Here is a 25,084-nt window from a genome sequence, read left to right on the forward strand (position 1 = left end):
ATTTAACGCTTAAGCAATGACTTAACTTGTGACGCATCAAGCGGTGAGTAAAAGTAATAACCTTGCACATACTCACACCCTTCTGCCTGCAAGAACAGCAACTGCTCCTTGCTTTCAACTCCTTCAGCAATACACACTTTACCTAAGCTTTTTGCAAGCGCTAAAGTTGAGCGAATAATCGCTTCGTCGTCTGCTTCATGGCCAACATTTCGAACAAAGCCACCATCAATTTTAATCACATCCACCGGAAAACGTTTTAAGTAAGCCAGCGATGAGTAGCCAGTGCCAAAATCATCAAGATAAATACGACAACCTGCACTTTTTAGCTTATCCATAGCCGCTTTTGCACTATCAAAATCAGCCATAAGTACAGATTCGGTAATCTCAAGTGCCACCATATGACACGGCACTTCATACGTGTTGCACAATGCGATAATTTGCTCTGCCAGATCAAGGTGATGGAAATCTTTCGCCGATAGGTTAATCGATACATAAAAGTCGTTATCGATCTCGCACCAGCGTTGCATGTCTTGTACTACGCGTGTTAACGATGCCATTGTCATTTCAGTAATGAGACCGGTATTTTCGGCAATGGCGATAAAACGCGATGGACTAATTGCCTCACCATTGTGCTGCCAGCGCATTAAGGTTTCAAAGCCAACCACCTTGCCTGTATTAACATCAATAATCGGCTGATATTGATTCGACAATTCATTTTCGCTATGCGCTTGCTTAAGCCTTGATTCTAAACGAAGCAATCGCTGTACTTTTTTATTCATTTCTTGTTGGAAAAACAAAAAGCACTCGCCACCGCGTTTTTTAGCGTGATACATCGCAATATCGGCAGCTTTAATCAAGTTAATTGCGGTTGTTTCATCATCTGGAAATATGGCAACACCAATGCTGGCAGTAATTCTCACGGTTTCACCCGCCAGTGCAAATGGCTCTTTAAGCGCCGCAATTAAACGCTGACACAAGGCTATAACGTCTTCTTTACTATTAATATTCTCGAGTAATACAGTAAATTCATCGCTATTTAATCGCGCCGCGGTCGCCTTGCCGTCAATGACCTGTTTAATGCGTTCGGCTATTTCCACCAACAATTTATCACCATCATGATGACCAAATGAGTCATTCACTTTCTTAAACTGGTCAAGATCGATAAATAACACTGCCAATAACTGATCGCTATTTTTATTAAGACTAATGGCATGAGCCACTCGATCAATAAACAAACTGCGATTAGGTAATTTGGTTAGTTTGTCGTAATTTGCCAGTAAATACAGCGCTTGCTCAGCTTCTTTTTGACTACTGATATCGGTGATCACCACAATATAGTTATCAACCTCACCGTTTTCAGCCGCAATCGCTGTGGCTTTTATCAAGCAATTATATTTTGTGCCATCAGGGCTGGTGATGGTTTCTTCCGATTGATAATGTTCACCTACGTTTAGCTTACCAATCGCCCTCAAATAATAAGTGCGCCTTTTAGCACTTAGGCCAAGTGATAGCTTGCGCGCTGAGTCTTGTTTAAGGTCAAAATGATGGCTTTCGCGCAATGCTTTATTTACCGCAAGAATATTAAACTCGCGGTCCATCACAAATACCCAATCGCGAGTATGCTCAAATGCGGCGCTAAATAAACGGGCACTGTTTTCAAAGTCACGCTCGCGCGTAAAGTTGGTGTAGGTGCCCGACACGCGCTGCGGCACATCTTCATTCCACTCAATAACGCGACCTACATCTTTATACCAACGCCAGTGGCCTTGGCTATGGCGTACACGGTAAGCAAGTTCAAATTCGCCTTTATCGGTGCTGACAAACTCTAACCATTCAATGCGATAACGGGCTCTATCATCGGGATGGATTTTTGCTAAGTACTCATCCAGTGATACTTCGCTTTTATCAAACCCCAATTCATCAACTAAACGTGGCTGATAACAATGACCAAGGCCACTTTGCCATTCCCACACCCCAGATTGGCTGCTTTGTAGCGCCATTTTTAAACGCGTGGCATTTTCGCTGCTTTGTTTATGTGCAGCTAACAAGCGCGTTTGATAGCGATGACGACGCAACATCCACACCGACACAATACTTGCCAATAATATAAAGTAAATGGCAAATGCCGCGGGCGAGCGCCAAGGTGGGTAATTTACTTGAATCGTAAAACTCTTAAAATCGGTATAACTGCCGTTTAACGGGTCTCTGGCGCGTACGTAAAAAGTGTGTTTTCCCGGTGAAATTCGTGCAAACGCAACTTTGTTATTACTTGTTCTAACTAATGCAGAATCATCTAAGCGGTATTCATATTCAACGCGTTCCTGATACTTAAATAACATCGCAGAAAAGCCAATTTCTAATCCGATATCATCGTAATCAAGCTCAAGTAAGTTTTGCTGAATAATCGACTCAGCTTCAAGTTTACGCGACATTAGGGTAATTGAGGTGATATTCACTCGCTCTGATATGTGTTCATTCGCGTCATTGCGCTCAGGGAAAAAGCTGGTCACCCCTTTAATTGAACCAAATACAATGCGGCCATCAGAGTAAGTAATTTTAGCGGCTGAGTTAAACTCATTAACGGCAATACCATCATCCACTGTGAACTGCCTAAAGTGTTGGGTATTTGGGTCAAAGCGCCAAATACCACTGTGGCTCGCCATCCAGATCATGCCTCGCTGATCTTTGGTTAGGCTATAAAACAACGAGCCGCGGGTATCAACCCTGTCTTCGATTTTGTATTTTTCTTCAAATGTGGTGCTATCTAAACCAACTAACCCGTAGCCATAATAAGACAGCCAAAGAATGCCGTTGTTATCGATTACATAAGACGCAAGCGACAAATACTCCACCTCATCGGGGACTGGCGCGGTATAACGATACTCTACGGTGTTGTCCGGCATCAGTTGATACAACGTTTTATTGTGATAAAACAGCGGTAACTTGCTGTCATCTAGCGGCGGTAAAAAATACCCTGCAAACGTATCACCAATCACTTTTACGTCGGGGTGAATTTGCGTTAGCTCCTCTGTGACTACATTGTATTTAAAGTAGCCATAGCGAAAGCTCTTAAAATACATATCACCTGCGTCGTTAAAATGCCCTATCACAATCTGCTTGCTAAACATGTCCTTGTACTTTTCAAAAGGCATTTCAACCGCTGAAATTGTTAACGTTTCCAAGTCAAAGGTAAATAATCCTCGCGTACTTACCAGCCATAACTTGCCGTTAAAGCTAAACATTTTATATACGTGGAATTCATGGTTTAAGCGGTCAGCTAAGTAACCTTCTAAATAAGTTTGGCTTTGGTAAGAATAAGGATTGAAACGCGTAATACCGTCACTGGTTGCTAACCAAATGTCTTTATTATGCTCAACAATACTCCAAATATTGTTATGGGATAAACCACCATACAAGGTATCGCGGTTATAGTTTTGAAATGAGTAATTATTATTCGAGACAAAATACGCACCGTCGGTTTTACTGGCAAGCCACATTGAACCGTCATCTGAAAGCAGCATATCAACAATGCTATTGTCGCTTAACTTAAAATCGGAATTATCGAGTTCTGTGCTTTTTATTAGCTGATCATCATCGGCAAAGTAATTATAAACACCTTCATTGGTAGCAAGCTTTAATCCCGATTTAAACGGCATGATTTTCCATATGTTTAAATCTGAAATACGCAGTTCGCTACTCAGTTTATCTATTTCACCAGCTACCAAGCGCTCGATATGATCAAGTTCAACTGTGTGTAAACCTTGCACGGTGCCAAGCCAAAGCTGAGACCCCGAGATATGGAATGACTTTGTATTATATTGATCGTGATGCGCTGCTGGCTCATTTAAAAACGCTAGTTTAACGATTTTTTCAGTGCGCGTATCCATCACAAAAGCACCTTCCGATGTGCCTATGATTAAAAAATGTTTGTAATATTTAAGCGCTCTAACATACGCGTATTTAAAGTCTCCTGGGATTTTAAACACACTTTTCACTTCACCGGTTTCACTGTTTAACAGCGCTAAGTCATGAACACGCCCCAACCAGTAAAAATTAGGTTGATGGGTTTCTAGCATCACGACTGGAGAGTGAGTTCGGTCATTTTTAAAATCAAGCACGCGCTCTAGTTGATAAGTATCGGTTTTATATCGATACAAGCCAGAGTAGGTAGTGGAAATCCAAATATCGTTTTGTTTGTCTTCGTAAAGGAAATCAATCGATTTATCGCGCAGTTGCCCTTCAGCACCTGTCATAGTCGATAGTTGATAACCATCGTAACGGTTTACGCCTGCTTCGGTTCCAACCCATAAGTAACCATTCTTATCAACTAGTAACCCCGTTACATAAGACTGCGCTAACCCTTCATTTGGCGAGAAACGACGTACGTTTGCCTTACTGTTTGCCAGCGCATTTATTGATACAGCACACAACAAAATCGCCAGTACGCAGTATCGCCAAATCATTATGCACAATCCTTATTGGCTATCATACAGACGATTTGACGCCCTTGATTTTGATAAGCGCTAAAAAACGGAGCCAACTCAGCTGGCGCGGTATGTTCGGTAAATCCGCAGCTTTGATACCAGCTAACTAAATGATTGTACGCAAACGTGAAAAATGGTTTTCGATAATCCAAAGCGATTGTTTTAATTAGTCTTGATGCCAGTTTTTGACCGCGAAAGCATGGTGCTGTAAATACGCCAGATAATAGAAACTGTCCGTCTTTTAAGCTTAACTTTGCAGCTGCCACAATTTGATTTTCAGCTTTGATAACCCACACCCTATCATGGCTTTTAGCACGCCCTCTTACCTTAAAGTTTTGATAGAACTTATTAACCAAAGGATACATAACTGGGTCCAATTGCTGGCACGTAAATGAACTCACATCATTGTCGCTAAATAGCGTTCAAAACGTTGTTTTAGCTCACCTTGCTCTGATTGTGGACGCTGTAAAATAGATGAATAAATTTGATCGCGCGTTGCTTTGCCACGCTTTACTTTAAACGCCCAAAACGACGCCTCGTAATCGAGTTGAATTAAATACTTTTCTTGACGAGGTAAGTTACACAAATTGAAAGACATGTTCTTTTAATACAGCTAATAAAATATTATGTTATTGTAGCAATGTACCATATAAGTTTGACCAATCAACACTAAAATGAACGCTGCGTTACGTCATAAAATGATAAAAAACTCGATAACTAAAAGCTGCAAGCGTGCTTGTATCCTGCTTTGTGCCTTGTTGTTTTTGAGTAAGATGGCGTGGGCAAATACCCCTATCAAGCAAACGCTAGTGTTTAATAAACCGTTAGATACACACGTTTCTCGCTTATTAATCAAACGCCTAACACCTGCTTATAAAGCAATTGGTGTCGATATAAGCATTATTGAATTTGATCACAAAAGCTCACTTGCAGCGGCTAACCTCGGAGAACTCGATGGCCAGATTGGTCGTGTGATTGGTATTTCTAAGGAATACCCAAACCTAATTGCAAGTAATACTCCGTTAATGTATTTGAATCTGGTACTGCTTACTAACAAGGGGCAATGCGAGAATTGTCGCATTCAGCAGTTGAGTACAATTAGCCACAATCCAAGCTACCCGTTTGCACAAAAATTTATTGCTCAAGAAAAATTTAAAGGTGAGGTAATAAGTAATAATAACCTTGCTAGTCAGCTGCATATGCTGCGCGACCGCACAATTGATGGCATTTTGGTACTTGAGTATTTGCTAACGCATCACATTGATGATGCCACCCTAGCCCATTTTGATAAACGCATTGTGTCGCAAAAACCTATCCATCATTACCTGCACAAACAACATAAAGCAATTTTGGCACAATTAGACCTACAGTTAATGCAAAGTGCTGAAGCTACCCTTGAGCATAAAACCCCTAAATAAGTGAATCTAGATTAGACAAGGCGAGATTAGACAAACCTAAAAGTCGAGTTTTGTTTGCTCTGTATCCAGCTCTGGTGAGATTTGCTGTTGAGCCATTTTTTGGCGAATGCGCTTTTCACGTTGTGCGCAAAGCTTAATCACATGTTTTTTTTGCGCGTTCGTTAATTGGTTCCAATGAAAGCGCTCTTCTCGCGAACGAAAACACCCTAAGCAATAACCTCGGTTATTAGCCTGACACACCCCTTTGCACGGACTGGGTATTTCAAATATTTCTATTTGCTCAATAATTGGTTTTTGCTCAGCCATTCACTCACAGTGGCTTGCTTGCAAAACAGGCAAACCTAGGTCTTTTTTTACGCACTCATATTTACAGTTTAACCATTTTTTGCACAAAAAAAACCAGAGTATTACTCTGGTTTCTTAAAACTATAATTTACTTTGGCTTGCTGGTTACTTTTGATTAAATACCGGCTTCGCGTAAATTTGCTTAATAAATTCATGTAATTCCGGAGCAACCCCTTCAAAGCGGCTGTGGTAAACACGCTTCGCATCATCACAAATTTCATGTTCTGCAGATTCTGCCGCCAAATAATTATTGGGGTGCAAGAAGTAGTTTTTGTGAATGTAGTTATCAATGGTTTCAGCAAGTTGATCTGGGGTATCGCAATCGCTGGTAATTGGCTCGCCAAACGATAAATGCACATGCCCTTTATTCGTAGCAAACCCTTCAATAATGCTGGCAATATCTTCACCTTGCGCTTTTTTGTATTCGCCAAAGGTCGCTTTATGATACTGCTCTTTTGCCTTCGCCTTTTCGCATGGTTCAAATTCGTATGAAATCGCAACCGGTACAACATTGATCGATTTTACATAGTCTGCAAAGTCCATTTTTAGTTTGCGACCATGTAGCTGCAACATTTTAATTAGTGCAGGATCGGTAACATCATTACCATCTTTCGCTCGTCCTTCTTTTTGCGCAATCCAAACTGAATTCCCGCTATCAAGCGAATCGTAGATATAATGCGAAAGTGTCGTAAGCGTTCTCAGCATCTCTTTTGGCGACTTAACAGAACGTTTAACAATAAAACTCTTATTTAAACGCATTAACTCAGTCATGTATGGCACTTGCAACAGGTTATCACCAATCGCAATGCGCACGGTTTTCATATTATTTTGAAATAGACCGTAGTTTACAAAAGCCGGATCAAGCGCAATATCACGGTGGTTTGAGATAAACAGGTACGCTTTGTTTTTATCAAGCTTATCTAACCCTGAGAAAGTAACTTTGCTGGTTGTGCGCTTAACTAAAATATCAAGATAACGTGAAACGGCCTGCTGAACTTCATCAACAGTTTTAAATTTACCGTATTTGTTACGTAATTTTGATTTAACTAAATAGTTGCCAAGAAATGGAATAGCACGCAACCACGATGGTAAGTTGTGCTCAGCAATTACCGAGATAAATGCATCATCATTTAACAGACGCTCAACAGACGCGGCTACTTCTTCATCATTATATGGGCGAATATCTGCAAATTTATCGTTTGAATTAGTCATAACTTGGTTTACTGCATCACAAAAAGGTCGGATATTTTACCTGTCATTATTCTGTTTGGCTAAATTTAACATCTCTTACCAGTTAAGAGTAAATTAAATGGTTATCAAACCGCAACGGTTGTAACTGAAAAATAGGCATATTTTTACTATCGTTAATTACTTGTCCCTTGCCGTTTGTGACAATAAATTCATTTTGCGCACTCGCTACACCCGCACAATCGGCAAAACGTTCATGACGAATAAACTGATGATTATCCAATTGCCAATAGGCCACAATAGCACCCCGAGGAGAAGTAACAGCAATACGATTATCACTGTCAGCAATTGCAATACTGGCAACGTATTGCTCGAAGTTTTGCCAAAATTTTGGCTCCGCCTGCAATGGCTGAAGTTCGCGGCCTATTTTATGGCTAAACACCAAAGGATGCGCATCGCGATAGTTTCCCTGATATTGCGCTCCAACAATCACTTCGCCACTGTTTGCTACCGCCAGATGACGTAAACTTAACTGAAAATGCGGAGGAGTGACAGATTCAACCAACTTGCCAGTATCGAGGTGAATGTAGCTTAAATTTGGTGCCATACTCGCTAGATTTAATTTTTCACGACCTTTATCTGGATGTGTTTTAATACCTCCATTGGCAACCACAATATGTTCACCATCGGGCATTAACGCGCATTGATGCGGCCCAATACCGCCACTTGGTACACGCTTTTCCACGGCAAAATTGTGAGTATTGCGCACAACTAAGTAACCACCAGCACTTTCAATATGATTTTCTGTGGTGATCAGTTGCTTGCGTTTTTTATCAAACACACCATGACCATAAAAATGAAAACCTTGCTCTGCATTGATGATTTTCTCTAGCTGGTTTTGTGCTAAGTTCACCACAAACAGCTTGGTAAACGGGCGGCGTGAAAACACCACAACCCGTTCACTATCAAGCATTAATAAATCATGGCCGCGATTATCAATTTTAACCTGGTTTAATAAATTCCCTGCTTGATCAAACGCCACCACGAAATGTTCACCCTGGTGGTTGGTTGCCGCACTAACAAAACGACGTTGCGCTTTGCTTGAACACGCAACTAAGTTAGCGCCGAGTGATAAACTTAAACCACATAACGCTAAACTTTTGATAAACGCTCTACGCTCCATGATTAATCACCGTCATTCGAATTAAAGTTAGGATTAAGGCCTGTAAGCTGAATAAAATCGGTAGACAGGTAAGTTCTTAATTCGTCTATTTTTGTGATAAGTGGCGACAGTTTATTGCGGCTGTCTTGTATTGTTACCGCTTGCGATAGCGGTTTCTCGATATCATTTAGTAACACATCAATTTCGTCGAAGTAATTTAGAATAGTGTCATTCACTTGTGTATTTTCATGAATATCCACTAAGTACTCGTCAAAGCCATAACCATTGCCCGCAAGGTAGGCCTGTTTCAGCCCTGCAAAATTGGTTTTAATGTTTTCAAGCGACGATAAGCTAATGTAACTTTCCGCTTTTTCTGGGTAACCTGGGATCAGCGTGCCTTTAACATTATTGAGCTTGTTATCTTTAATCACTTCAATTAGCTCAAACCAATTAGTAATAAAATCTTCAAGCACCGCTTGTTTCGTATTGTACTCGCCGCTGCCATTTTTAAAATCAAGGACAAAACCAATCTTCTCGTGTTGCCATAGTGCTAAAATTTCAGTTGCGACTGTTTTTACATTAGCGGCAATTGCCATTACCGCGAGGCAACGATCGTGTTTATTGCTTGCACTTAGTAACGATGCATCTTGTGCTTGATTAAAAATTAATAACTCGAGCGCTGGTAACCCTTGTGCACCATCTTGTAGGCTAGCAACGGCGTTCTCATCTATCACTTGAGCCGCAAGTAATGACGCAACACCGCGCTGAACGGCATTGTTGTTATCAGGCCAAAATTGTAAGCGATAATGGCGAAATTCTTCAGACTCAGGCCCCATTTTTACCGCTTTCGCAAATTGCCATGCCTTGCTTAATGCTAACCATGCATTTTTTAATTCTGTTAGCTCGCTTTCGCTTGGCGCCTGATAAGCACAAAACATAATGCTCGCCGCATCTAGTTTATCCGCCTCATCCATCAGTGTTTGATACGCAGGCAAAATATAATTATCAGCTTGCGCTGCTAATAATTTTGTCATGGCTTCATCTTTCGTTAGTTTAACCACGGGTGGCGTAATGGGTGGTTTTTCGCTGTTGGTATCGCTGCCACCACCACATGCACTTAGTAACGCAGCCGTCACAAGCAAAGAAAGTGCTTTAAGTTTCATCGTATTTGCCCTTAAATTTGTTTTAGAAAATAAATCAATGCGTCACGCTGCTGTTGGTCAAACGCTACAAACGCGCTTTTTGATTGCTCGGCTTCGCCGCCATGCCACAAAATCGCTTCAGCCACTGTGTTCGCACGGCCATCATGTAAAAATGCCTGATAGCCCTGTACTTTTTCTTGTAATCCTAGCCCCCAAAGTGGTGGCGTACGCCACTCCCGACCATTGGCTAATCCTTCTGCTTTACCATCAGCCAGTGCTTCGCCCATATCGTGTAACGCCAAATTGGTGTAAGGCCAGATAGTTTGATTTGCCAGCTCTTTAAGAGGATAGTCGCTTGCCGTGGTATAACTTGGGGTGTGACAACTATGGCAATTCGCTTGATAAAAAAGTGCTCTGCCCTGTTGTGCTTTTTCTGAAGTGAGCTTTCGGGTCGGTTGCACCGCGATGTGCGCCCCCATAAACACCGTTAACTTATGCAGTTTTTCGGGTATTTCTAGCGTGCGGTCGTGGCCGCCCATTGCTGATGCAAGTTGACAAAGCTGCTGTGATGGCGTGCAAGTATCGTGTGTGAAAAACGGATTGGTTATGCCGATATCATTAACAAATGCCGCTGCCGTTTGTGATGCTAAACTTGGTTGACTCGCTTTAAAGCCAAAACGTCCTATAACCTGCTCCTTAGTTTTAGCACTCATCACACGATTATACTTAGCCGAAATACCATCGTTGTTTTTATCCACAATATCCTCTTGCGCAATAAGATCGTGTTCATTAATCGCGTCCAACAACCCCATTCCGTATAGTGCTGGCGCATAACGTGGCGATAACACCGTATTGGGTTGCAATTCGCCATAGGCTAAATCAACCAATTGATAATGTGGTTTGCTTAAAGTGTAAGGCGTGCCATCCGCATATTGACCCGATACGGTTTCGTAACGAATGGTTACTTTGCCTTCCGCCGCAAGTGATTCAGGTTTTGCTAGTTTAATCGCAAATGGCTGAAATTGACCGCCATAGTGTTTATCGACCGCATCACCATCATCACGCTTGCCTAAACGAAAAAGCAATGCCATTGGCGAATGCGTGCCTTCCCCAACAAGCTTTCCTCGACCACCACGAATATGACATGCTTTACATGAACGCGCGTTGTAAAGCGGGCCTAAACCATCACGGTCTTGGGTTGCAGCAGGTGCTGCGACCCAAGGATCACGAAAAAATGAAAAGCCATCCCAAAAATCAAGCTGCCTATCTAAATCGAGATTTTCTGAGGGGTGAATAAAAGTACGTGTATTGAGTCGCTTTAACGTTGTTGCGCCACCAGGGCGCAACTCGCTATGTGAAAATTCAGGTACAGTTTGCTCTTTACAACCAATTAGCAAAGTGCCAAAAGTACACGCAGTTAAAAGACTTCGTTTAATCATAGTGAATTTAAAAACGCCAATAATTGTGAACGCTCAGTTTTAGACATTGCAAGGTAGGCTTGCTTAGCTTTTTCTGCCTCACCGCCATGCCATAAAATGGCCTCGCTGATGGTGCGTGCTCGACCATCATGCAAATAAGTAGCGCGCGCATTTACTTGCTGAACCAAGCCTAATCCCCAAAGCGGTGTTGTACGCCACTCAGTACCAGATGCTTCTCCCTCAGGACGGTTATCTGCAAGACCTTCACAGCGCTGCACATAAATGCAATTTTCACCAGCCTGACAGCTACCGCCTTGTGCGTTTTCTAATTTAATAGGCGCACATTCACCGCCCATATCATGTAGTAACAAGTCGCTATAAGGATAAATAACTTGCTCGCTAAGTGCAGCAATCGGCGTACTTTCGCCAGTAAAGCCAAGAATATCGACATCACCTAATAAGCTTGCCGGTGCTTCGCCTGTTTTATGGCGTGGTACATGGCAGCCATTGCAGTTCGCGTCGAAAAATAACGCACGGCCACGCATAATATCCTCTTGCCAAGTACTGGTTTGCACGTCAAACCCTCGCCTTGCTGGCACAGCTAATAGACGGTTATAAAATTCAACTTGTGCGAGATCTAAATCACTTAAATCAAGACCATTGGCTTCACTGTTTTGCTCTAATGCAGCTTGTTCATTACAGGCAACTTGATTGTCGGTGCACGGCTCTGCTTGGTTAATACGATTAGTCACGCCCATATCACCGCGATAAGCCCCCGCTATTTGCTGTAATACTGATGCAGTGCCAAGTTTATAGCCAAAGCGTGCTAATTTAGTTTGCTCTGAAATAGGCTCTGTTACATACACAGCACGACCAGAAATACCATCATTATCAACATCGTCAGGGTCCGCGTAGCTGGTAATGTACTGTTCAGGAATTGCATGCAGCAGACCTGAGCCAAAAATCGCAGGTGAAACACGGGCAGAGAACCTTACCGTGTCGTTAAATGGGCCGTAAGATAAGTCGGTTACTTTATAAATGGGTTTGCGCAACTCGTATTCTTCGCCATCGGCAAATTTACCTGTTACGTTTTCATACTCAACAAACGCATAGGCTTCGCCATATGCCAAACCTTCATCTAACGCGCCGTTAAACTTAGGTAATGCGCCTGTCGGGTGTCCGGCAACCGTGCCAAATGTTTGTAATTGATCGCCATACACGGCATCGGGTTGACCACTCTCATCACTAATACGTAGGAACATACTGGTCATTGCACGCTGCGGTGAGCTTGGTACTTCGCCACGTCCATCTTTAATATGACACCCTTGGCAAGTTGGGTTATTAAAAACTGGGCCTAATCCTTTGTGTGTGCCTCTAAACAAGTGGTCGCCCGATTTAAATACCGCGTCTAATGCAAAATCACTGCGAATTGCCGGTGCCGATTGGCTGAATGCGTCTTCATTTTGAACATCGGTTGTTACTGCACCACCCGCTAGGTGCTCGTTGTTGTCAGGCGTACTGCTGCTAAGCGGCGCTAAGCCATCATTTGGCTGCCCCGGCAGTGTGACAACAGGCGGTTGAGGTTCGCTAGGCTTTGCTTCTGGTGATTGCGATGAGCCACCACAACCCAAAGCACTTAACATAAAACTAGTTAGTAAAAGATGTCGCTTCATAAATGCCCCTAGAAACGAAAAAAGCGCTGCAAAATAGCAGCGCCAATAATAGTGTTAGCCTAATTAGCTACCAAACTCGTCAGTATCTTGCTCAAGATCACCCGTGGTTACTTCTAACGCTTCAATTGCTTGTTTAATCACTTGTGTTTGTGATTTAAGCGCTTCGATTGTGTGCGTAACAGGTTGCTTTAAGTCAGCATTTTGAATTTGCACATCAAATGAGTAACCTAGCTTAGCGTTAGTATCGATAACTGCCGCTTTCGCCATCGTATCTTCAATCGCAGCACGTAATTCATTGGCAAGTTCGTGCGAACCATCCACTACCAGTAAATCGTAAATGCTAGCACCTTCTAATGTTTCGCCATCCATACGCTGGTAAGCACCATTAAATGCGTTTTGAATACCCTTAGCATTTAAGAAAATATCGCGGTGTGTATTATCTGAAAAACACGAGTGCTCGTCTTCTTGTGAATCGGTACGAAGTGCAATACTCATGCGCTCACCAGCAAGTTCACCAAAGCTTAAACGGCCCATGCCTTCTAGAATTTTCGCTAACGACGCTTTTACATTTTCGTCTTTAGTAAATTCAACATAGTGAAAACCTGAACCTGGAGTCCATGCATCAACAACACCTTGTAAATCGTCGATCAGTAAATCTGCTGCTGCAATTAGGTAGTCACCACGGCGTTCACAAATAACCGAATCAACCACGTTATCTACGCCAGATGTACACTCACCCATGCCACTAGCCGCAGTGTAATAATCGTTTACTTTACGGTAGCCAGCACTGTAGTCACGGTTTGGCGTGTAAGAACCATCGGCGTTAAGATCTTGTCCCCACAGTAAAAATTCAATCGCGTGATAGCCTGATGTTACATTGGCTTCATCATCGCCGCGCTCAAATTGTTCAGCGAGTAACGCTTTGGTGATATCTGGGAACTCAGCAAGATCGGCAATAATATTGCCACCTACAGGTAAGCTTGCAGGGTTTTCAGGCAGTTGTGCGCCATCCATGTCAACTGTGTAATCAATTAGCGCTTCGGCTAGTGGCCATGCGTTGATTGCGCCTTCTGGACCTTCTTCAGCAACTAATACCAGGTTGCCATTGTCATCACGCGTTAGATTGTCGATTGGCCCTTCACGAAAACGATACACTTCTGACTGACCATAAGGTTCGCGAGCATCTAACCACGCATTTTTAGCAGCGCTAAAGTTAGCTTCGCTTGGCTCTGCAACAAACTGCTCAATCACATCTTTAAGCTGCTTAGCAGCGATAAGTGAATCGGCATAAACCGCATATGCATGCTGCGCATTGGTAACAACGACATCTTTTTCGGTCACATACGTTGATACACCACTTTCGCCACTTACACCTGGTGCGCCGTCTGCCCCGTCTTTGCCATCGTCACCGCTACATGCTGCAAGCATTGCAACACATAACGAAGAAAGTGCAAAATTCGCTATTTTTTTCATTATGTTAATCCCTGATATTTTTATGATTGAGTAATACCAATTTTTATCAAAAACGTAATTGGCTTAATAAAACTGCGAAGCATTCTAAAACCCAAAACAAATTAGATCAATAACAGAAATCATTATCATTTAAAAATATTTAAAATAAGTTTATATTTTGATTCATCTAAATTTATAAACTTGATCTAGATCAAAAAAAGGAGCCTATGGGCTCCTTTTTATTAAACGAGTCATCGTAAAAAACAATGTCTTTCAAGCTTAAATATCAATCAACTAGTACACCTAAAAGCAAATACACAAGTTACTTGCGGCTACTTAATTTGAGCCAAACCAAGCGCAACATTAACACCAAAAGTAAGGCTCCCGCACCGTACTCTAGCCACATAGGTAATACATGATGCGATTCTTGTAGCGACGGTACGATTGCGAATTGATAGCGTGCTACCAAATAGTCGGTAATAAAGCCGAAAATTAGCGCAACACCAATAACCCCTGTTAAATAAGCGACCACCGCGCGCTTGCCTAGTTCGCTCGCTACCACACCTAATGTAGCTACATTAGTTGCCGGCCCCGCTAACATAAATACCAGCGCAGCACCGGGGCTAACGCCCGACATCAATAACCCTGCAGCAATAGGCGTTGAGGCAGTTGCACATACATACATTGGAATACTAATTAAAATTACGATTAGCATGGCCCAAATTCCATTACCATACTGTTGTAGAAAATCTTGCGGTACAAAGGTTTGCACTAACGCGGCAAAAAACAAACCTATCATCAGCCACTTTGCGGTATCACTTAGCAGTTTGTTAGCACTAAATGAAAATGCACGCTTGAGTTTTGCTGTCGCGGTTTCTGTTACAAGCTGCGTCTCTTTGTCTGTGGAACAACACGAGGTAGTATTTTCTTTTTGCTCATCAGAATCTTTTACCGAGCAACAAGCAGCACTGGTTGTTACATTCGGCTTAGCTTCAGCTACTGTTGGCGCACAACAAGGAGAAGTTTGCACAACAGGCTTTTGCTGAGTACTACAGCATGACATCTTTTGTTCTGAAACCATATTGCTAGCCTGCGCCGCATTTTGCTCTTTAGTGTGCGCACTACTGCAGCAAGTATCATCGGCTTTTTCTTTTATGTTATGAGCGCTTTTTTGCGTATTGCCTTTGCTTTCACCGCCCACTAATAAACCTGCCGTAATGGCGCTGACAACCGCTGCAATCGGTCGGATAATTGCCATAAATGGACCAAGCAAAACATAGGACACAGAAATTGAATCAACACCTGTTTCGGGCGTAGAGACTAAAAATGCCGTGGTTGCGCTTTTTGACGCTCCCGCCCTTCGCAGCCCGAGTGCCGCTGGAATTACGCCACAAGAACACAGCGGCATTGGCGCACCAATAAGAGCCGCTTTAATGGTAGTAGCAAAGCCCTCTTTGCCAAGGTGGCGATTGAGAAAATTCTCAGGTAAGTAAACGTTAATTAATGCCGCTATAAACAACCCCAATAACAACCAAGGCGCTGAAATAATAAAGAGATCAATAAAGTTATTAACGAGCGTCATTTTGTGCCTCCAGCGCTGAAAGAATTGAACAATGAACGGCGGGTTCATTACCGCCGCAGCATGATTTGTGCAGTAGTTTAAGCGAATTTAAAATAGTATTTAACTCGGTAATTTTACGCTCAACTTGCGTTATTTTTTCACTCGTAAAATGTTTAACTTGTTCACAGCTGTGACTTTGCTTATCTACTTTTATTGCAAGTAACTCTTTAATTTCATTCAGTGTAAAGCCTACATCCTTTGCCCTTAGTACAAACGACAGCTGCGCAACATCTTGTTCTGAATACAAGCGATACCCCGACTCACTGCGCGCCGATGAATTGAGAATGCCTTGCTTTTCATAGTAACGAAGCGTATCGGTCGAGACCGCTAACCGTTTTGCAATTTCACCTATTTTTACCATTTGCCTGCCTAATTGAGATACACTAAATCTAACTTTCCTACTAAGTATAAACCTTAGAGTTAACTCCAAAGTCAAACCAAATATTTAAAATTATGAAAATTGCTATTCTCGACTACGCAACAATTGAAAATGGTGACTTATCACCGCTAAATGCGCTGACACAAAACATCGCATTATTTGACAATACCACGCCTGCACAAGTGATTGAACGTTGCCAAGGTATGGACGTGATAATTACCAATAAAGTAGTGATAGACCAAACAGCATTATCTCAACTAAGCACGGTAAAGCTAATTTGCATTGCCGCCACAGGCACCAATAATGTTGATTTAGTGGCGGCAAAACAGCATGGCATTGCGGTTACCAATGTTGCAGGCTATTCCACCGCAAGCGTGGTGCAGCACACGTTCGCTTTATTATTTAACTTACTAGGTAATACCCATCAATACATTGCTGATTGTCATAACAATCAGTGGCAACACGCGAGCCATTTTTGCTTTTTAGACCACTCAATAGACGAAGTAGCGGGTTTAAAAATGGCATTAATCGGGTATGGCGATTTAGGACGCGCAGTAGCAAAAGCCGCGACAGCATTTGGCATTGAAACCTTGATTAGTGAGCGTAAAAACAGCCCTGTACGTGACGGTCGAGTTGCATTTGATGACGCGATAGCAAACGCCGATATTGTTTCGGTTCATTGCCCCCTTAACCAAGAAACTGAAAATTTAATTAGTACACGCGAATTTAAACTAATGAAATCTAGCGCGGTAATAATTAATACTGCACGCGGTGGCATTGTTGATGAAAGCGCACTTGCACACGCACTGCAAACCAAACAAATTAAAGCAGCGGCGATTGATGTTTTAAGCAAAGAACCCGCACAAGACGACAACCCGCTCGTTCAGTATCACGGGAGCAACTTATTGCTCACACCACATATTGCATGGGCCAGCAAGCAGTCTATCTCGCGCTTAATTAAGCAAATAGCGCTAAATATTAGTGCCTTTGAAAATGGCGAAACACGTAACCGAGTATAGGGTTGTTGACCTTTTATCGAAAAAACTTCGATTTTTAAGCGAAATTGATACACTGACTTTAACGCGGCTTTAACTCGCTTAGTCGCTTTAATCACTCAAGGGAAACACAATGAAAAAAACAGCCTTAAGTTTAGCGCTGGTTGCAGCACTTGGCCTTAGTGCATGCCAAACAACCAATTCAACAACTGACGCACCTGCAAGCCAACAGCAGTCTCAAGCTGCTGCATTTGAAGCGTTTTCAACACAATTTATTGAAGACTTTTGGCGTCACCGCCCTGAGTGGTCACAATACGCAGGTTACGGTAAATACGACCATATTTTAACGGTTCCCGACGCACAAAGCCGCGTTAACGATATTAACTTTGCCAATACACAACTCGCTAAATTGGCCCAGTTTGACCTTAATAAGTTACCAGCCAATTTAAAAACCGATTATCACTTAATCGAAAATCTATTAAAAAAATCAATTTGGACGGTAAACACGTTTAAATCGTGGCAATGGAATCCATCAAATTACAATGTTGCGGGTGGGTTTGCACAAATCATTAATAGTCGCTTTGATGATGACAACACAAAAATCACGAAAGTATTAAAACGTCTTGAAAATGTACCGGCCTATTATGCAGCAGCCATTGCCAATATTGATACGCCAACACTTGAGTACACACAGTTGGCAATTAGCCAAAATAAAGGCGCATTTAGCGTATTAAATAAAGATTTATTTAATAAAGCTAAAACTTCAAATCTATCGGACGCTGATAAGCAATTATTTGAAACCCGTTTTAAAGCAGCAACAGCAGCGATTAATGAATACATTGAATTCTTAACTAAGCTGGAACAAGAGCTGGTTGCAAACAATAACGCACGTTCATTTAGAATTGGCGAAGCGCTTTACGAGCAAAAATTCGCATTTGATATTCAGTCGGGTTACAGCGCAAAAGAGGTTTATCAAAAAGCGTTGTCAGATAAAGACCGTGTTACCGCTGAAATGTTAAAAATCACCGAGCAACTTTGGCCTAAATATTTTGCCAATACAGAGATGCCAAGTGAACCTCAAAAAGCAATTTCAACACTGATTAATCACCTTGCGGTTAAGCACGTAAAACGCGAAAACTTTGTTGATGAAATTAAAAAACAAATTCCTGAGCTTGAAGCCTTTATTAAAGAAAAAGATCTCATTACTCTTGATCCTGAAAAACCGCTAGTGGTGCGCGAAACGCCAGATTATATGCGCGGTTTTGCTGGTGCATCGATTAGTGCACCGGGTCCATATGCGAAAAAAGAAAACACCTACTACAACGTTACGCCACTTGATAATATGAGTGAGGAACAAGCCGAATCGTATTTGAAAGAGTACAACCATTGGATTTTACAAATTTTAAATATTCATGAGGCAATTCCGGGCCATTACACTCAATTAGTTTATTCAAATGAGTCACCGTCTCTAATTAAGAGTATATTCGGAAACGGCGCAATGATCGAAGGTTGGGCAGTGTACACAGAGCGCATGATGCTAGAAGAAGGTTACGGTAATTTTGAACCAGAAATGTGGTTAATGTACTACAAATGGAATTTACGCGTAATTTGTAACACGATTTTGGATTATCAAATCCAAGTGGAAGGCATCAGTAAAGAACAAGGCCTAGATCTACTTATGAACGGTGCTTTCCAAGAACGCGCTGAGGCAGAAGGCAAATGGCGGCGCGCGACGCTGAGCCAAGTTCAGCTAACAAGCTACTACACTGGCTACCGTGAAATTTACGATTTCCGCGAAGCGCAAAAAGCGAAACTGGGTGACGATTTTGACTTAAAAGCATTCCACGAACAGTTTTTAAGTTACGGTAGCTCGCCGGTTAAATACATTCGTGAATTAATGGATAAGTAACCTGTATTCAAGGTAAATAATCCAAGATTTAAAAGGAAGCATGTGCTTCCTTTTTTATTACCCAAATTAATAGTCTTAGTAATCAGCATTAACACAGTTAGCTTTCGAATTTATTAATTGAATAGAAATATTTCGTTCTATCACAACATCTTGACTAAGCTTATTGTTATTTATGACAATTCACCTAACAGACTTTACGAACCTCGGATATTATCATGGTTAAACTTAAACCAAGTTTATTACTCGCAGCCATTTTGAGCCTTTGCGCTTTACCACTTTTTAGTCACTCGTTCGAGCGCAAAGTGGTACAAGAAAAACAACAACAAACGTTTTATTACACTTGGTTTGATGATCAAAACAAGGAACAAAAGCTTAGTTTTAGCTACTCAAACGACCAGCTATTTAACCACTACCGCCGCTTTAAAGGCTTTAACGCACAAGAATACCTCGACAAGATTGATATAAAGGTAAGAAACACCATTAGAGAGTTCGACCGACGTAAATACACACTCGAAACACAGCGTAAAGAACGTAGCATTGAATATAAAGTTTACAGTGATGACAAAGCGCTATTAAAGGACGTTGAAGCACGAGTAGAAAAAGCAAAACAAAGTGCGCGTAAAAGCTATTTACGCAAGCATCACTATGCTGATTTAGAGGCCATCTGGGCAATTGATGCAGTTAGACCCGACTTACCGCGCTTTGTGAAACATTCATATGACTATATTTCACCGATTAGAGAAGCGATTTTAACTAAGTTTGGCAATAACGTTAGACCAAAAACAGTCATTAACTTTGTATTAAGTTGGGTACAGGCGATGCCAACATCTGAGTTGCCAGACCGTTTTCATAACAGTGGCGAAAACTTTAAGCCACCTCTTAAGCTGATCCGCCAACAATACGGCGATGTAGATAGCAAACTTGTACTCACTAGCGCTATTTTAAAAGCGATTTACCCGCGCCTGACCATCGCTATTATTACCTCCCCTAACCATGCGCTAATTGGGTTAAATTTACCGATTCGCAAAGGCGACAAGCATGTTGAAATTAATGGCTTAAAATACTTAGTCGGTGAAGTCACTGGGCCAAAGCAATACCCAATCGCAGAGGTAAGCAGTAGCTCTTGGAGTATGCTGAAAAGTAAGCAATACATAGTTGATATAATTTAAGCCGCACTCGCCATAGCACATGATTCTCTTGCGGCTGCGTTTATGTATTGTAGCGTTAAATGTGTTAGCGATAGTTCCGCGTAAATCATCAAACAAAAAAAGGGCTGATAAACATCAGTCCTTTTAACTTTTCATCGATGTCATTTTTAGACACCTTCACTCGTTAGCTTATAAATTTTCTTCAGCGAAGCTCGCTAAACGGCTGCGTACTACACCATTTAAATTAATCGTGCTGCTGCCTTGGAAGTCTTTAAAACGTTCAACAATATAGGTTAACCCTGAAGTCACTGGGGTTAGATAATTACTGTCAATTTGTGCCAAGTTACCCGAGCAAATTAATTTAGTACCTTCACCACAACGGGTAATAATGGTTTTTAATTGCGATGCGGTTAAGTTTTGGCTTTCATCTAAAATAACAATCGCATTTTGAATACTGCGTCCACGCATAAAGTTTATCGACTTAAATTGAATATTAGCTTTTTCCATAATGTAATTACGGCTCGAAACCGGATTTTCGTCGTTTTTATGAAGTACTTCTAAGGAATCGGTTATCGCCGCAAGCCAAGGCATCATTTTCTCTTCTTCGGTGCCAGGTAAAAAGCCGATTGATTCAGCAATTTCGGGCGTGTTACGGGTCACAATGACCTTATCGTACATTCCCCGTTCAATCACAAGTTCAAGGGCGCAAGCCAATGCCAACAAGGTTTTGCCGCAACCAGCTGGGCCTGTCAAAATCACTAAATCCATATGCGGGTCGAGCAGCGCATTAATCGCCATTGCTTGATAAACATTTTTGGGCTGAATACCCCACGCACTGCGTCCCATAATACGTTCAAAACCCAAATCAAGTAGCTTTATATGCTCTTCGTCGTAATCCACCACACGGGCAGCAAAGTGACCTGTCTCGTCGAGTAAATACTCATTGATAAAGACTTCATTAAGCAAATTACGGGGTACGGTATGATACGTATCTCGACCGCTTTGCTCACTGTCGCACTCTTTTACATGCTGCCAAAAATCGCCATCAAGTTTTTTATAGCCGCTAGTTAGCAAGCTAATATCGTCAATGAGCTGATCGGTGCGGTAGTCTTCAACAAACTCAAGCCCCGCTCCTTTAGCTTTTAAGCGCATGTTTATATCTTTAGTGACTAACACTACTTTTACTTCAACTTTTAGTTGCTGCAAATGCAATGCGGTATTAATTATGCGATGGTCGTTTTCATCTCCTGGTAAACCCGAAACCGCATCTTCAAACATATGGTCGTTAACAATTGTTAGTTTACCCGTACAATTTTTAGCGACCGTTGAAAGATCAACCCCAGCAAGCATTTCTTCAGGACTTGCGTCTCTTAACACATCATCCAAAGCACGAATAGCAATACGTGCGTCTCGACTCACATCTTTTTTGCGATCTTTTATGTGGTCCAGCTCTTCTAACACTGTCATTGGGATAACGACTTGATGTTCTTGGAAAGATAAAAAAGCGAAAGGTTCGTGAAGTAATACGTTGGTATCTAGGACATAGAGTTTATTATCGTTATTGCGCATTTTTCCCATAAGCTGTTCCTTCTCTTAGCTGGCGGGTTTATGGTTTTTGCTTTACTTTTAAGTTTAGTCTATTTCAGGAATTTGGCTTTTTTATGACAAAAAAAGTGCAAAATTCTGGCTAAATTACAAACATTAAAGCGGCGAATAGGTATTAACCTCACGAGTTCTAAATTAACAGGTGAATCCAACGAGAAATCTAGGTAACATAGCCGCCTTTTTTCGATAGTAGCGAGTTAAAAATGAGCTTTTCTTTAGGTCAACGCTGGATCAGCGACACCGAATCCGACTTAGGCTTAGGTACGGTCGTAGCCTGTGAAGGACGCCAAGTAACTATTTTATTCCCAGCCAGTGGTGAGAACCGCGTTTACAGTATTTCTGAAGCACCTGTTACCCGAGTGGCATTTAATGTAGGTGATAAAATTCGTAGCGTTGACGAATGGGAACTCATAGTTGAGCAGGTTGACGAAGAAAATGGCTTGTTTACTTACACTGGTACTCGCGAAGACAATCAAGAACAAGTCGCACTTAAAGAAACCTTTCTTGATCACTTTATTAAGTTTAATAAGCCGCAAGATAAACTGTTTTCAGGGCAAATTGACCGTTTTGATCGCTTTACTCTGCGTCATAACACGCTTACCCATGTTCACCAAAACCAACAATCAAGCTTAAAAGGGTTAGTCGGTGCGCGTGCTAGCTTAATTCCACACCAGCTTTATATTGCTGAAGAAGTGGGCAAACGTTTTGCCCCGCGTGTATTACTATCAGATGAAGTTGGCTTAGGTAAAACCATTGAAGCCGGCATGATTATTCACCAACAAGTGCTTACAGGTCGTGCTTCTCGCGTGCTAATTGTGGTGCCTGAAAACTTACAGCATCAATGGTTGGTTGAAATGCTGCGTCGCTTCAACTTACAGTTTTCAATTTTTGATGATGAACGCTGTACAGAAGCTTATGCCGATGCTGCAAACCCGTTTGAAACTGAACAGCTGATCCTAACCAGCCTTGAATTTATTACGAAAAAGAAAACTTGGTTTGAGCAAGCAACACTTGCCGATTGGGATTTACTTGTCGTCGATGAAGCGCACCACTTAAAGTGGAGCGAAAAGAAATCAAGCACAGAATACAACCGTATTGCTGAACTAAGCCAAGACATTCCGGGCTTAATTCTACTCACCGCTACGCCTGATCAACTGGGTCACGAAAGTCATTTTGCCCGTTTAAAACTGCTTGATGAAAACCGTTTCTACGATTATCAAGCATTTGTTGAAGAAGAAAGCCACTATCAAGAAGTTGCTGATGCGGCAAACCAGCTACTAGCTGATGAAGCCTTAAGTGATAACGCAAAACAAACGCTTACATCACTATTAAAAGAAAGTGATATCACCACACTGCTTAGCCAAGTTGAAAAAGGTGAGCAAGCGGCTAAAAATGAAATTTTATCAATGCTGCTCGACAGACACGGTACAGGCCGCATTTTGTTCAGAAACAGCCGTAGTAGCATCCAAGGTTTCCCATCACGTGAGCTACACGCTTACCCTGTAACGATGCCGAAACAATACACTACAGCAATGAACGTAATGGGTAATATTGCGGGCTTAAAAGATGCGGAAATGCGCGCGAAACGTGCATTATTCCCAGAAAAGATTTTCCAAGAGTTTGAAGGCGAATCAGCAAGCTGGGCACAATTTGACCCACGTGTTGAATGGTTAGCCGAGAAACTACTTGAGCTAAAACGCGAAAAAGTATTGGTAATTTGTAGTGAAGCGCAAACAGCACTGAGCTTAGAACAAGCAATTCGTGAAAGTGAAGGTATTAAAGCCGCGGTGTTCCACGAAGGTATGAGCATTATTGAACGTGACCGCGCAGCAGCATACTTCGCCGAGCAAGAAGATGCGGCGCAAGTATTAATCTGTTCTGAAATTGGCTCTGAGGGACGTAACTTCCAGTTTGCCCACCACCTAATTTTATTTGATCTACCGCTAAACCCTGATTTACTTGAGCAGCGAATTGGCCGTCTTGACCGTATTGGTCAAAGTGAAGACATTAAAATTCATGTGCCGTACTTTGAAAACACTGCGCAAGAAGTATTATTCCGCTGGTACCACGACGCGCTAGAAGCATTTGAACACACATTAACCACTGGACAACTGCTGTATTCAGAATACAAAGATGAATTATTGGAGTTCGTGGCAAGCCATAACACCGACGAGGAAGAGCTTGATCCATTACTTGAATCGGTAAACAAGCAAAACCAAGCGTTAAAGCAAAAAATGGAGCAAGGCCGCGACCGATTACTTGAACTACATTCAAAAGGCCAAGGCCGCTCAGAGCAATTGGTAAGCGATATTGAATCGCTTGATAACCAAACTGCACTGCCTATGTTTATGATCAAGGTGTTTGATATTTTCGGTATTTCACAAGAAGACCGCGGTGAGAACTCAATTGTTCTAAAACCAACTGAACATATGCTAACGCCATCGTTCCCGTGTTTACGTGACGAAGGTTTAACCGTTACTTTTGACCGCGACACCGCACTTGCACAAGAAGATGTGCACTTTTTAAGTTGGGATCACCCTATGGTACAAGGTGCAATGGAGCTGATTATTGATGATGATCTCGGCACTACTTCCGTTGCGCTACTTAAAAACAAGCAACTGCCTGCGGGAAGTTTCTTTGTTGAGTTAGTGTACCTTGCAGAAACCAGCGCACCAAAAGCACTGCAAATGGGTCGTTTCTTACCAACTACACCTGTGCGTTTATTACTTGATAAAAACGGTAATGATTTAGCTGCGAATGTCGCCTTTGATACGTTTAATCAGCAACTTAATGCCGTTGGTAAACAAACTGCTAGCAAGCTTGCCTCGGCACTGCAATCAAGCGTTCACCCAATGATTGAAACGGCAAATAAACTAGCGAAAAGTCAATTAGATACACTAAAGCAAAGCGCTAAAGAAAGTGTGAATACTAACTTAGATGATGAGCTAGCACGCTTAAAATCGCTAAAACAACTTAATCCGAACGTACGTGAAGACGAGCTGTTTTATTTAGAAAAGCAAAAATCACAATTACTTGAGCATGTTGAAAAAGCAGAGCTTAAGCTTGATGCAATCCGCTTAATAGTGGTTTCTCACTAACTATAATTGCTTTAAAATGGGGCTTAGATTAAGCCCTTTTTTTGCTG

At 41.9% G+C, this 25,084-nt stretch carries 18 protein-coding genes; 5 read left to right on the top strand and 13 right to left on the bottom strand.

All coding sequences use genetic code 11. The features are described from left to right. Positions 1-2 precede the first annotated feature (2 nt). Genes AC2IOM_RS01290 through AC2IOM_RS01300 form a run of 3 tightly spaced genes read right to left on the bottom strand, consistent with a single transcriptional unit; the run spans position 3 to position 5,082 of the window. Positions 3-4,463 carry an EAL domain-containing protein gene (locus AC2IOM_RS01290; protein WP_486358880.1) on the bottom strand — a complete coding sequence of 1,487 codons (4,461 nt, stop codon included), beginning with the start codon at positions 4,461-4,463 and terminating at the stop codon, positions 3-5. Continuing rightward, positions 4,463-4,885 carry a GNAT family N-acetyltransferase gene (locus AC2IOM_RS01295; RefSeq protein WP_138630023.1) on the bottom strand — a complete coding sequence of 141 codons (423 nt, stop codon included), beginning with the start codon at positions 4,883-4,885 and terminating at the stop codon, positions 4,463-4,465. Before AC2IOM_RS01295 ends, AC2IOM_RS01290 begins: the two co-directional genes overlap by 1 nt. Beyond that, positions 4,882-5,082, bottom strand: coding sequence for a DUF3283 family protein (locus AC2IOM_RS01300; protein ID WP_010560900.1), 201 nt, complete (start codon positions 5,080-5,082; stop codon positions 4,882-4,884). The genes AC2IOM_RS01295 and AC2IOM_RS01300 overlap by 4 nt, the downstream gene beginning before the upstream one ends. Before the next feature lie 175 nt (positions 5,083-5,257). Here AC2IOM_RS01300 and AC2IOM_RS01305 point away from each other — a divergent pair, with 175 nt between their 5' ends. Further along, complete coding sequence (locus AC2IOM_RS01305; protein WP_486358881.1) at positions 5,258-5,902, top strand: hypothetical protein; 645 nt, start codon at positions 5,258-5,260, stop codon at positions 5,900-5,902. Between the two features lie 36 nt (positions 5,903-5,938). On the opposite strand, the gene AC2IOM_RS01310 is transcribed toward AC2IOM_RS01305, so the two are convergent. The 9 genes from AC2IOM_RS01310 to zntR all read right to left on the bottom strand — a co-directional run bounded on the left by AC2IOM_RS01310 (position 5,939) and on the right by zntR (position 16,264). Continuing rightward, positions 5,939-6,187: a DUF1289 domain-containing protein gene (locus AC2IOM_RS01310; protein ID WP_040641367.1), complete on the bottom strand. Its 249-nt coding sequence runs from the start codon at positions 6,185-6,187 to the stop codon at positions 5,939-5,941. A gap of 165 nt (positions 6,188-6,352) precedes the next feature. After that, a complete protein-coding gene (locus AC2IOM_RS01315; RefSeq protein WP_100912801.1) occupies positions 6,353-7,459 on the bottom strand; it encodes a lysophospholipid acyltransferase family protein in 1,107 nt (368 codons plus the stop codon). Between the two features lie 82 nt (positions 7,460-7,541). Then, on the bottom strand, positions 7,542-8,618 hold the full coding sequence (locus AC2IOM_RS01320; protein ID WP_486358882.1) for a DUF1513 domain-containing protein: 1,077 nt from the start codon (positions 8,616-8,618) through the stop codon (positions 7,542-7,544). A gap of 2 nt (positions 8,619-8,620) precedes the next feature. Further along, positions 8,621-9,760 carry an imelysin family protein gene (locus AC2IOM_RS01325; protein ID WP_486358883.1) on the bottom strand — a complete coding sequence of 380 codons (1,140 nt, stop codon included), beginning with the start codon at positions 9,758-9,760 and terminating at the stop codon, positions 8,621-8,623. Positions 9,761-9,771: 11 nt separating this feature from the next. Then, positions 9,772-11,178 (bottom strand): di-heme oxidoreductase family protein, encoded by a 1,407-nt coding sequence (locus tag AC2IOM_RS01330; protein WP_486358884.1) that lies wholly within the window; start codon positions 11,176-11,178, stop codon positions 9,772-9,774. Further along, positions 11,175-12,830: a di-heme oxidoreductase family protein gene (locus tag AC2IOM_RS01335; protein ID WP_486358885.1), complete on the bottom strand. Its 1,656-nt coding sequence runs from the start codon at positions 12,828-12,830 to the stop codon at positions 11,175-11,177. The genes AC2IOM_RS01330 and AC2IOM_RS01335 overlap by 4 nt, the downstream gene beginning before the upstream one ends. A gap of 63 nt (positions 12,831-12,893) precedes the next feature. Continuing rightward, positions 12,894-14,303 carry an imelysin family protein gene (locus AC2IOM_RS01340; RefSeq protein ID WP_486358886.1) on the bottom strand — a complete coding sequence of 470 codons (1,410 nt, stop codon included), beginning with the start codon at positions 14,301-14,303 and terminating at the stop codon, positions 12,894-12,896. 301 nt (positions 14,304-14,604) lie between these two features. Further along, complete coding sequence (locus AC2IOM_RS01345) at positions 14,605-15,864, bottom strand: SO_0444 family Cu/Zn efflux transporter (protein WP_486358887.1); 1,260 nt, start codon at positions 15,862-15,864, stop codon at positions 14,605-14,607. Then, complete coding sequence (gene zntR / locus AC2IOM_RS01350; protein ID WP_336434554.1) at positions 15,851-16,264, bottom strand: Zn(2+)-responsive transcriptional regulator; 414 nt, start codon at positions 16,262-16,264, stop codon at positions 15,851-15,853. Before zntR ends, AC2IOM_RS01345 begins: the two co-directional genes overlap by 14 nt. Positions 16,265-16,356: 92 nt before the next feature. Here zntR and AC2IOM_RS01355 point away from each other — a divergent pair, with 92 nt between their 5' ends. From AC2IOM_RS01355 to AC2IOM_RS01365, 3 genes are all read left to right on the top strand, one after another. Next, complete coding sequence (locus AC2IOM_RS01355) at positions 16,357-17,301, top strand: D-2-hydroxyacid dehydrogenase (protein WP_486358888.1); 945 nt, start codon at positions 16,357-16,359, stop codon at positions 17,299-17,301. A 109-nt stretch (positions 17,302-17,410) separates the two neighbouring features. After that, positions 17,411-19,186 (top strand): DUF885 domain-containing protein, encoded by a 1,776-nt coding sequence (locus AC2IOM_RS01360; protein WP_486358889.1) that lies wholly within the window; start codon positions 17,411-17,413, stop codon positions 19,184-19,186. A 215-nt stretch (positions 19,187-19,401) separates the two neighbouring features. Then, positions 19,402-20,355, top strand: a complete 954-nt coding sequence (locus tag AC2IOM_RS01365; protein ID WP_486358890.1) for a hypothetical protein — start codon at positions 19,402-19,404, stop codon at positions 20,353-20,355. Positions 20,356-20,523: 168 nt separating this feature from the next. On the opposite strand, the gene AC2IOM_RS01370 is transcribed toward AC2IOM_RS01365, so the two are convergent. Further along, complete coding sequence (locus AC2IOM_RS01370) at positions 20,524-21,912, bottom strand: PhoH family protein (RefSeq protein WP_105170879.1); 1,389 nt, start codon at positions 21,910-21,912, stop codon at positions 20,524-20,526. A gap of 230 nt (positions 21,913-22,142) precedes the next feature. Between AC2IOM_RS01370 and rapA the strand changes: the two genes are divergently transcribed. Further along, entirely contained in the window at positions 22,143-25,037 is a 2,895-nt protein-coding gene (gene rapA / locus AC2IOM_RS01375; RefSeq protein ID WP_486358891.1) for an RNA polymerase-associated protein RapA, read from the top strand. The last annotated feature ends 47 nt before the right edge of the window (positions 25,038-25,084 follow it).

It is taken from the genome of Pseudoalteromonas sp. NS-SX12 (assembly GCF_057367955.1).

Excerpts from the sequence above, each read along its gene's own strand:
- AC2IOM_RS01345 (WP_486358887.1), bottom strand. The coding sequence starts at position 15,864 with ATGACGCTCGTTAATAACTTTATTGATCTCTTTATTATTTCAGCGCCT.
- AC2IOM_RS01320 (WP_486358882.1), bottom strand. The coding sequence starts at position 8,618 with ATGGAGCGTAGAGCGTTTATCAAAAGTTTAGCGTTATGTGGTTTAAGT.
- AC2IOM_RS01290 (WP_486358880.1), bottom strand. The coding sequence starts at position 4,463 with ATGATTTGGCGATACTGCGTACTGGCGATTTTGTTGTGTGCTGTATCA.
- AC2IOM_RS01365 (WP_486358890.1), top strand. The coding sequence starts at position 19,402 with ATGGTTAAACTTAAACCAAGTTTATTACTCGCAGCCATTTTGAGCCTT.
- AC2IOM_RS01370 (WP_105170879.1), bottom strand. The coding sequence starts at position 21,912 with ATGGGAAAAATGCGCAATAACGATAATAAACTCTATGTCCTAGATACC.
- AC2IOM_RS01360 (WP_486358889.1), top strand. The coding sequence starts at position 17,411 with ATGAAAAAAACAGCCTTAAGTTTAGCGCTGGTTGCAGCACTTGGCCTT.
- AC2IOM_RS01300 (WP_010560900.1), bottom strand. The coding sequence starts at position 5,082 with ATGTCTTTCAATTTGTGTAACTTACCTCGTCAAGAAAAGTATTTAATT.
- AC2IOM_RS01305 (WP_486358881.1), top strand. The coding sequence starts at position 5,258 with ATGGCGTGGGCAAATACCCCTATCAAGCAAACGCTAGTGTTTAATAAA.
- AC2IOM_RS01315 (WP_100912801.1), bottom strand. The coding sequence starts at position 7,459 with ATGACTAATTCAAACGATAAATTTGCAGATATTCGCCCATATAATGAT.
- AC2IOM_RS01330 (WP_486358884.1), bottom strand. The coding sequence starts at position 11,178 with ATGATTAAACGAAGTCTTTTAACTGCGTGTACTTTTGGCACTTTGCTA.
- zntR (WP_336434554.1), bottom strand. The coding sequence starts at position 16,264 with ATGGTAAAAATAGGTGAAATTGCAAAACGGTTAGCGGTCTCGACCGAT.
- AC2IOM_RS01335 (WP_486358885.1), bottom strand. The coding sequence starts at position 12,830 with ATGAAGCGACATCTTTTACTAACTAGTTTTATGTTAAGTGCTTTGGGT.
- rapA (WP_486358891.1), top strand. The coding sequence starts at position 22,143 with ATGAGCTTTTCTTTAGGTCAACGCTGGATCAGCGACACCGAATCCGAC.
- AC2IOM_RS01340 (WP_486358886.1), bottom strand. The coding sequence starts at position 14,303 with ATGAAAAAAATAGCGAATTTTGCACTTTCTTCGTTATGTGTTGCAATG.
- AC2IOM_RS01355 (WP_486358888.1), top strand. The coding sequence starts at position 16,357 with ATGAAAATTGCTATTCTCGACTACGCAACAATTGAAAATGGTGACTTA.
- AC2IOM_RS01325 (WP_486358883.1), bottom strand. The coding sequence starts at position 9,760 with ATGAAACTTAAAGCACTTTCTTTGCTTGTGACGGCTGCGTTACTAAGT.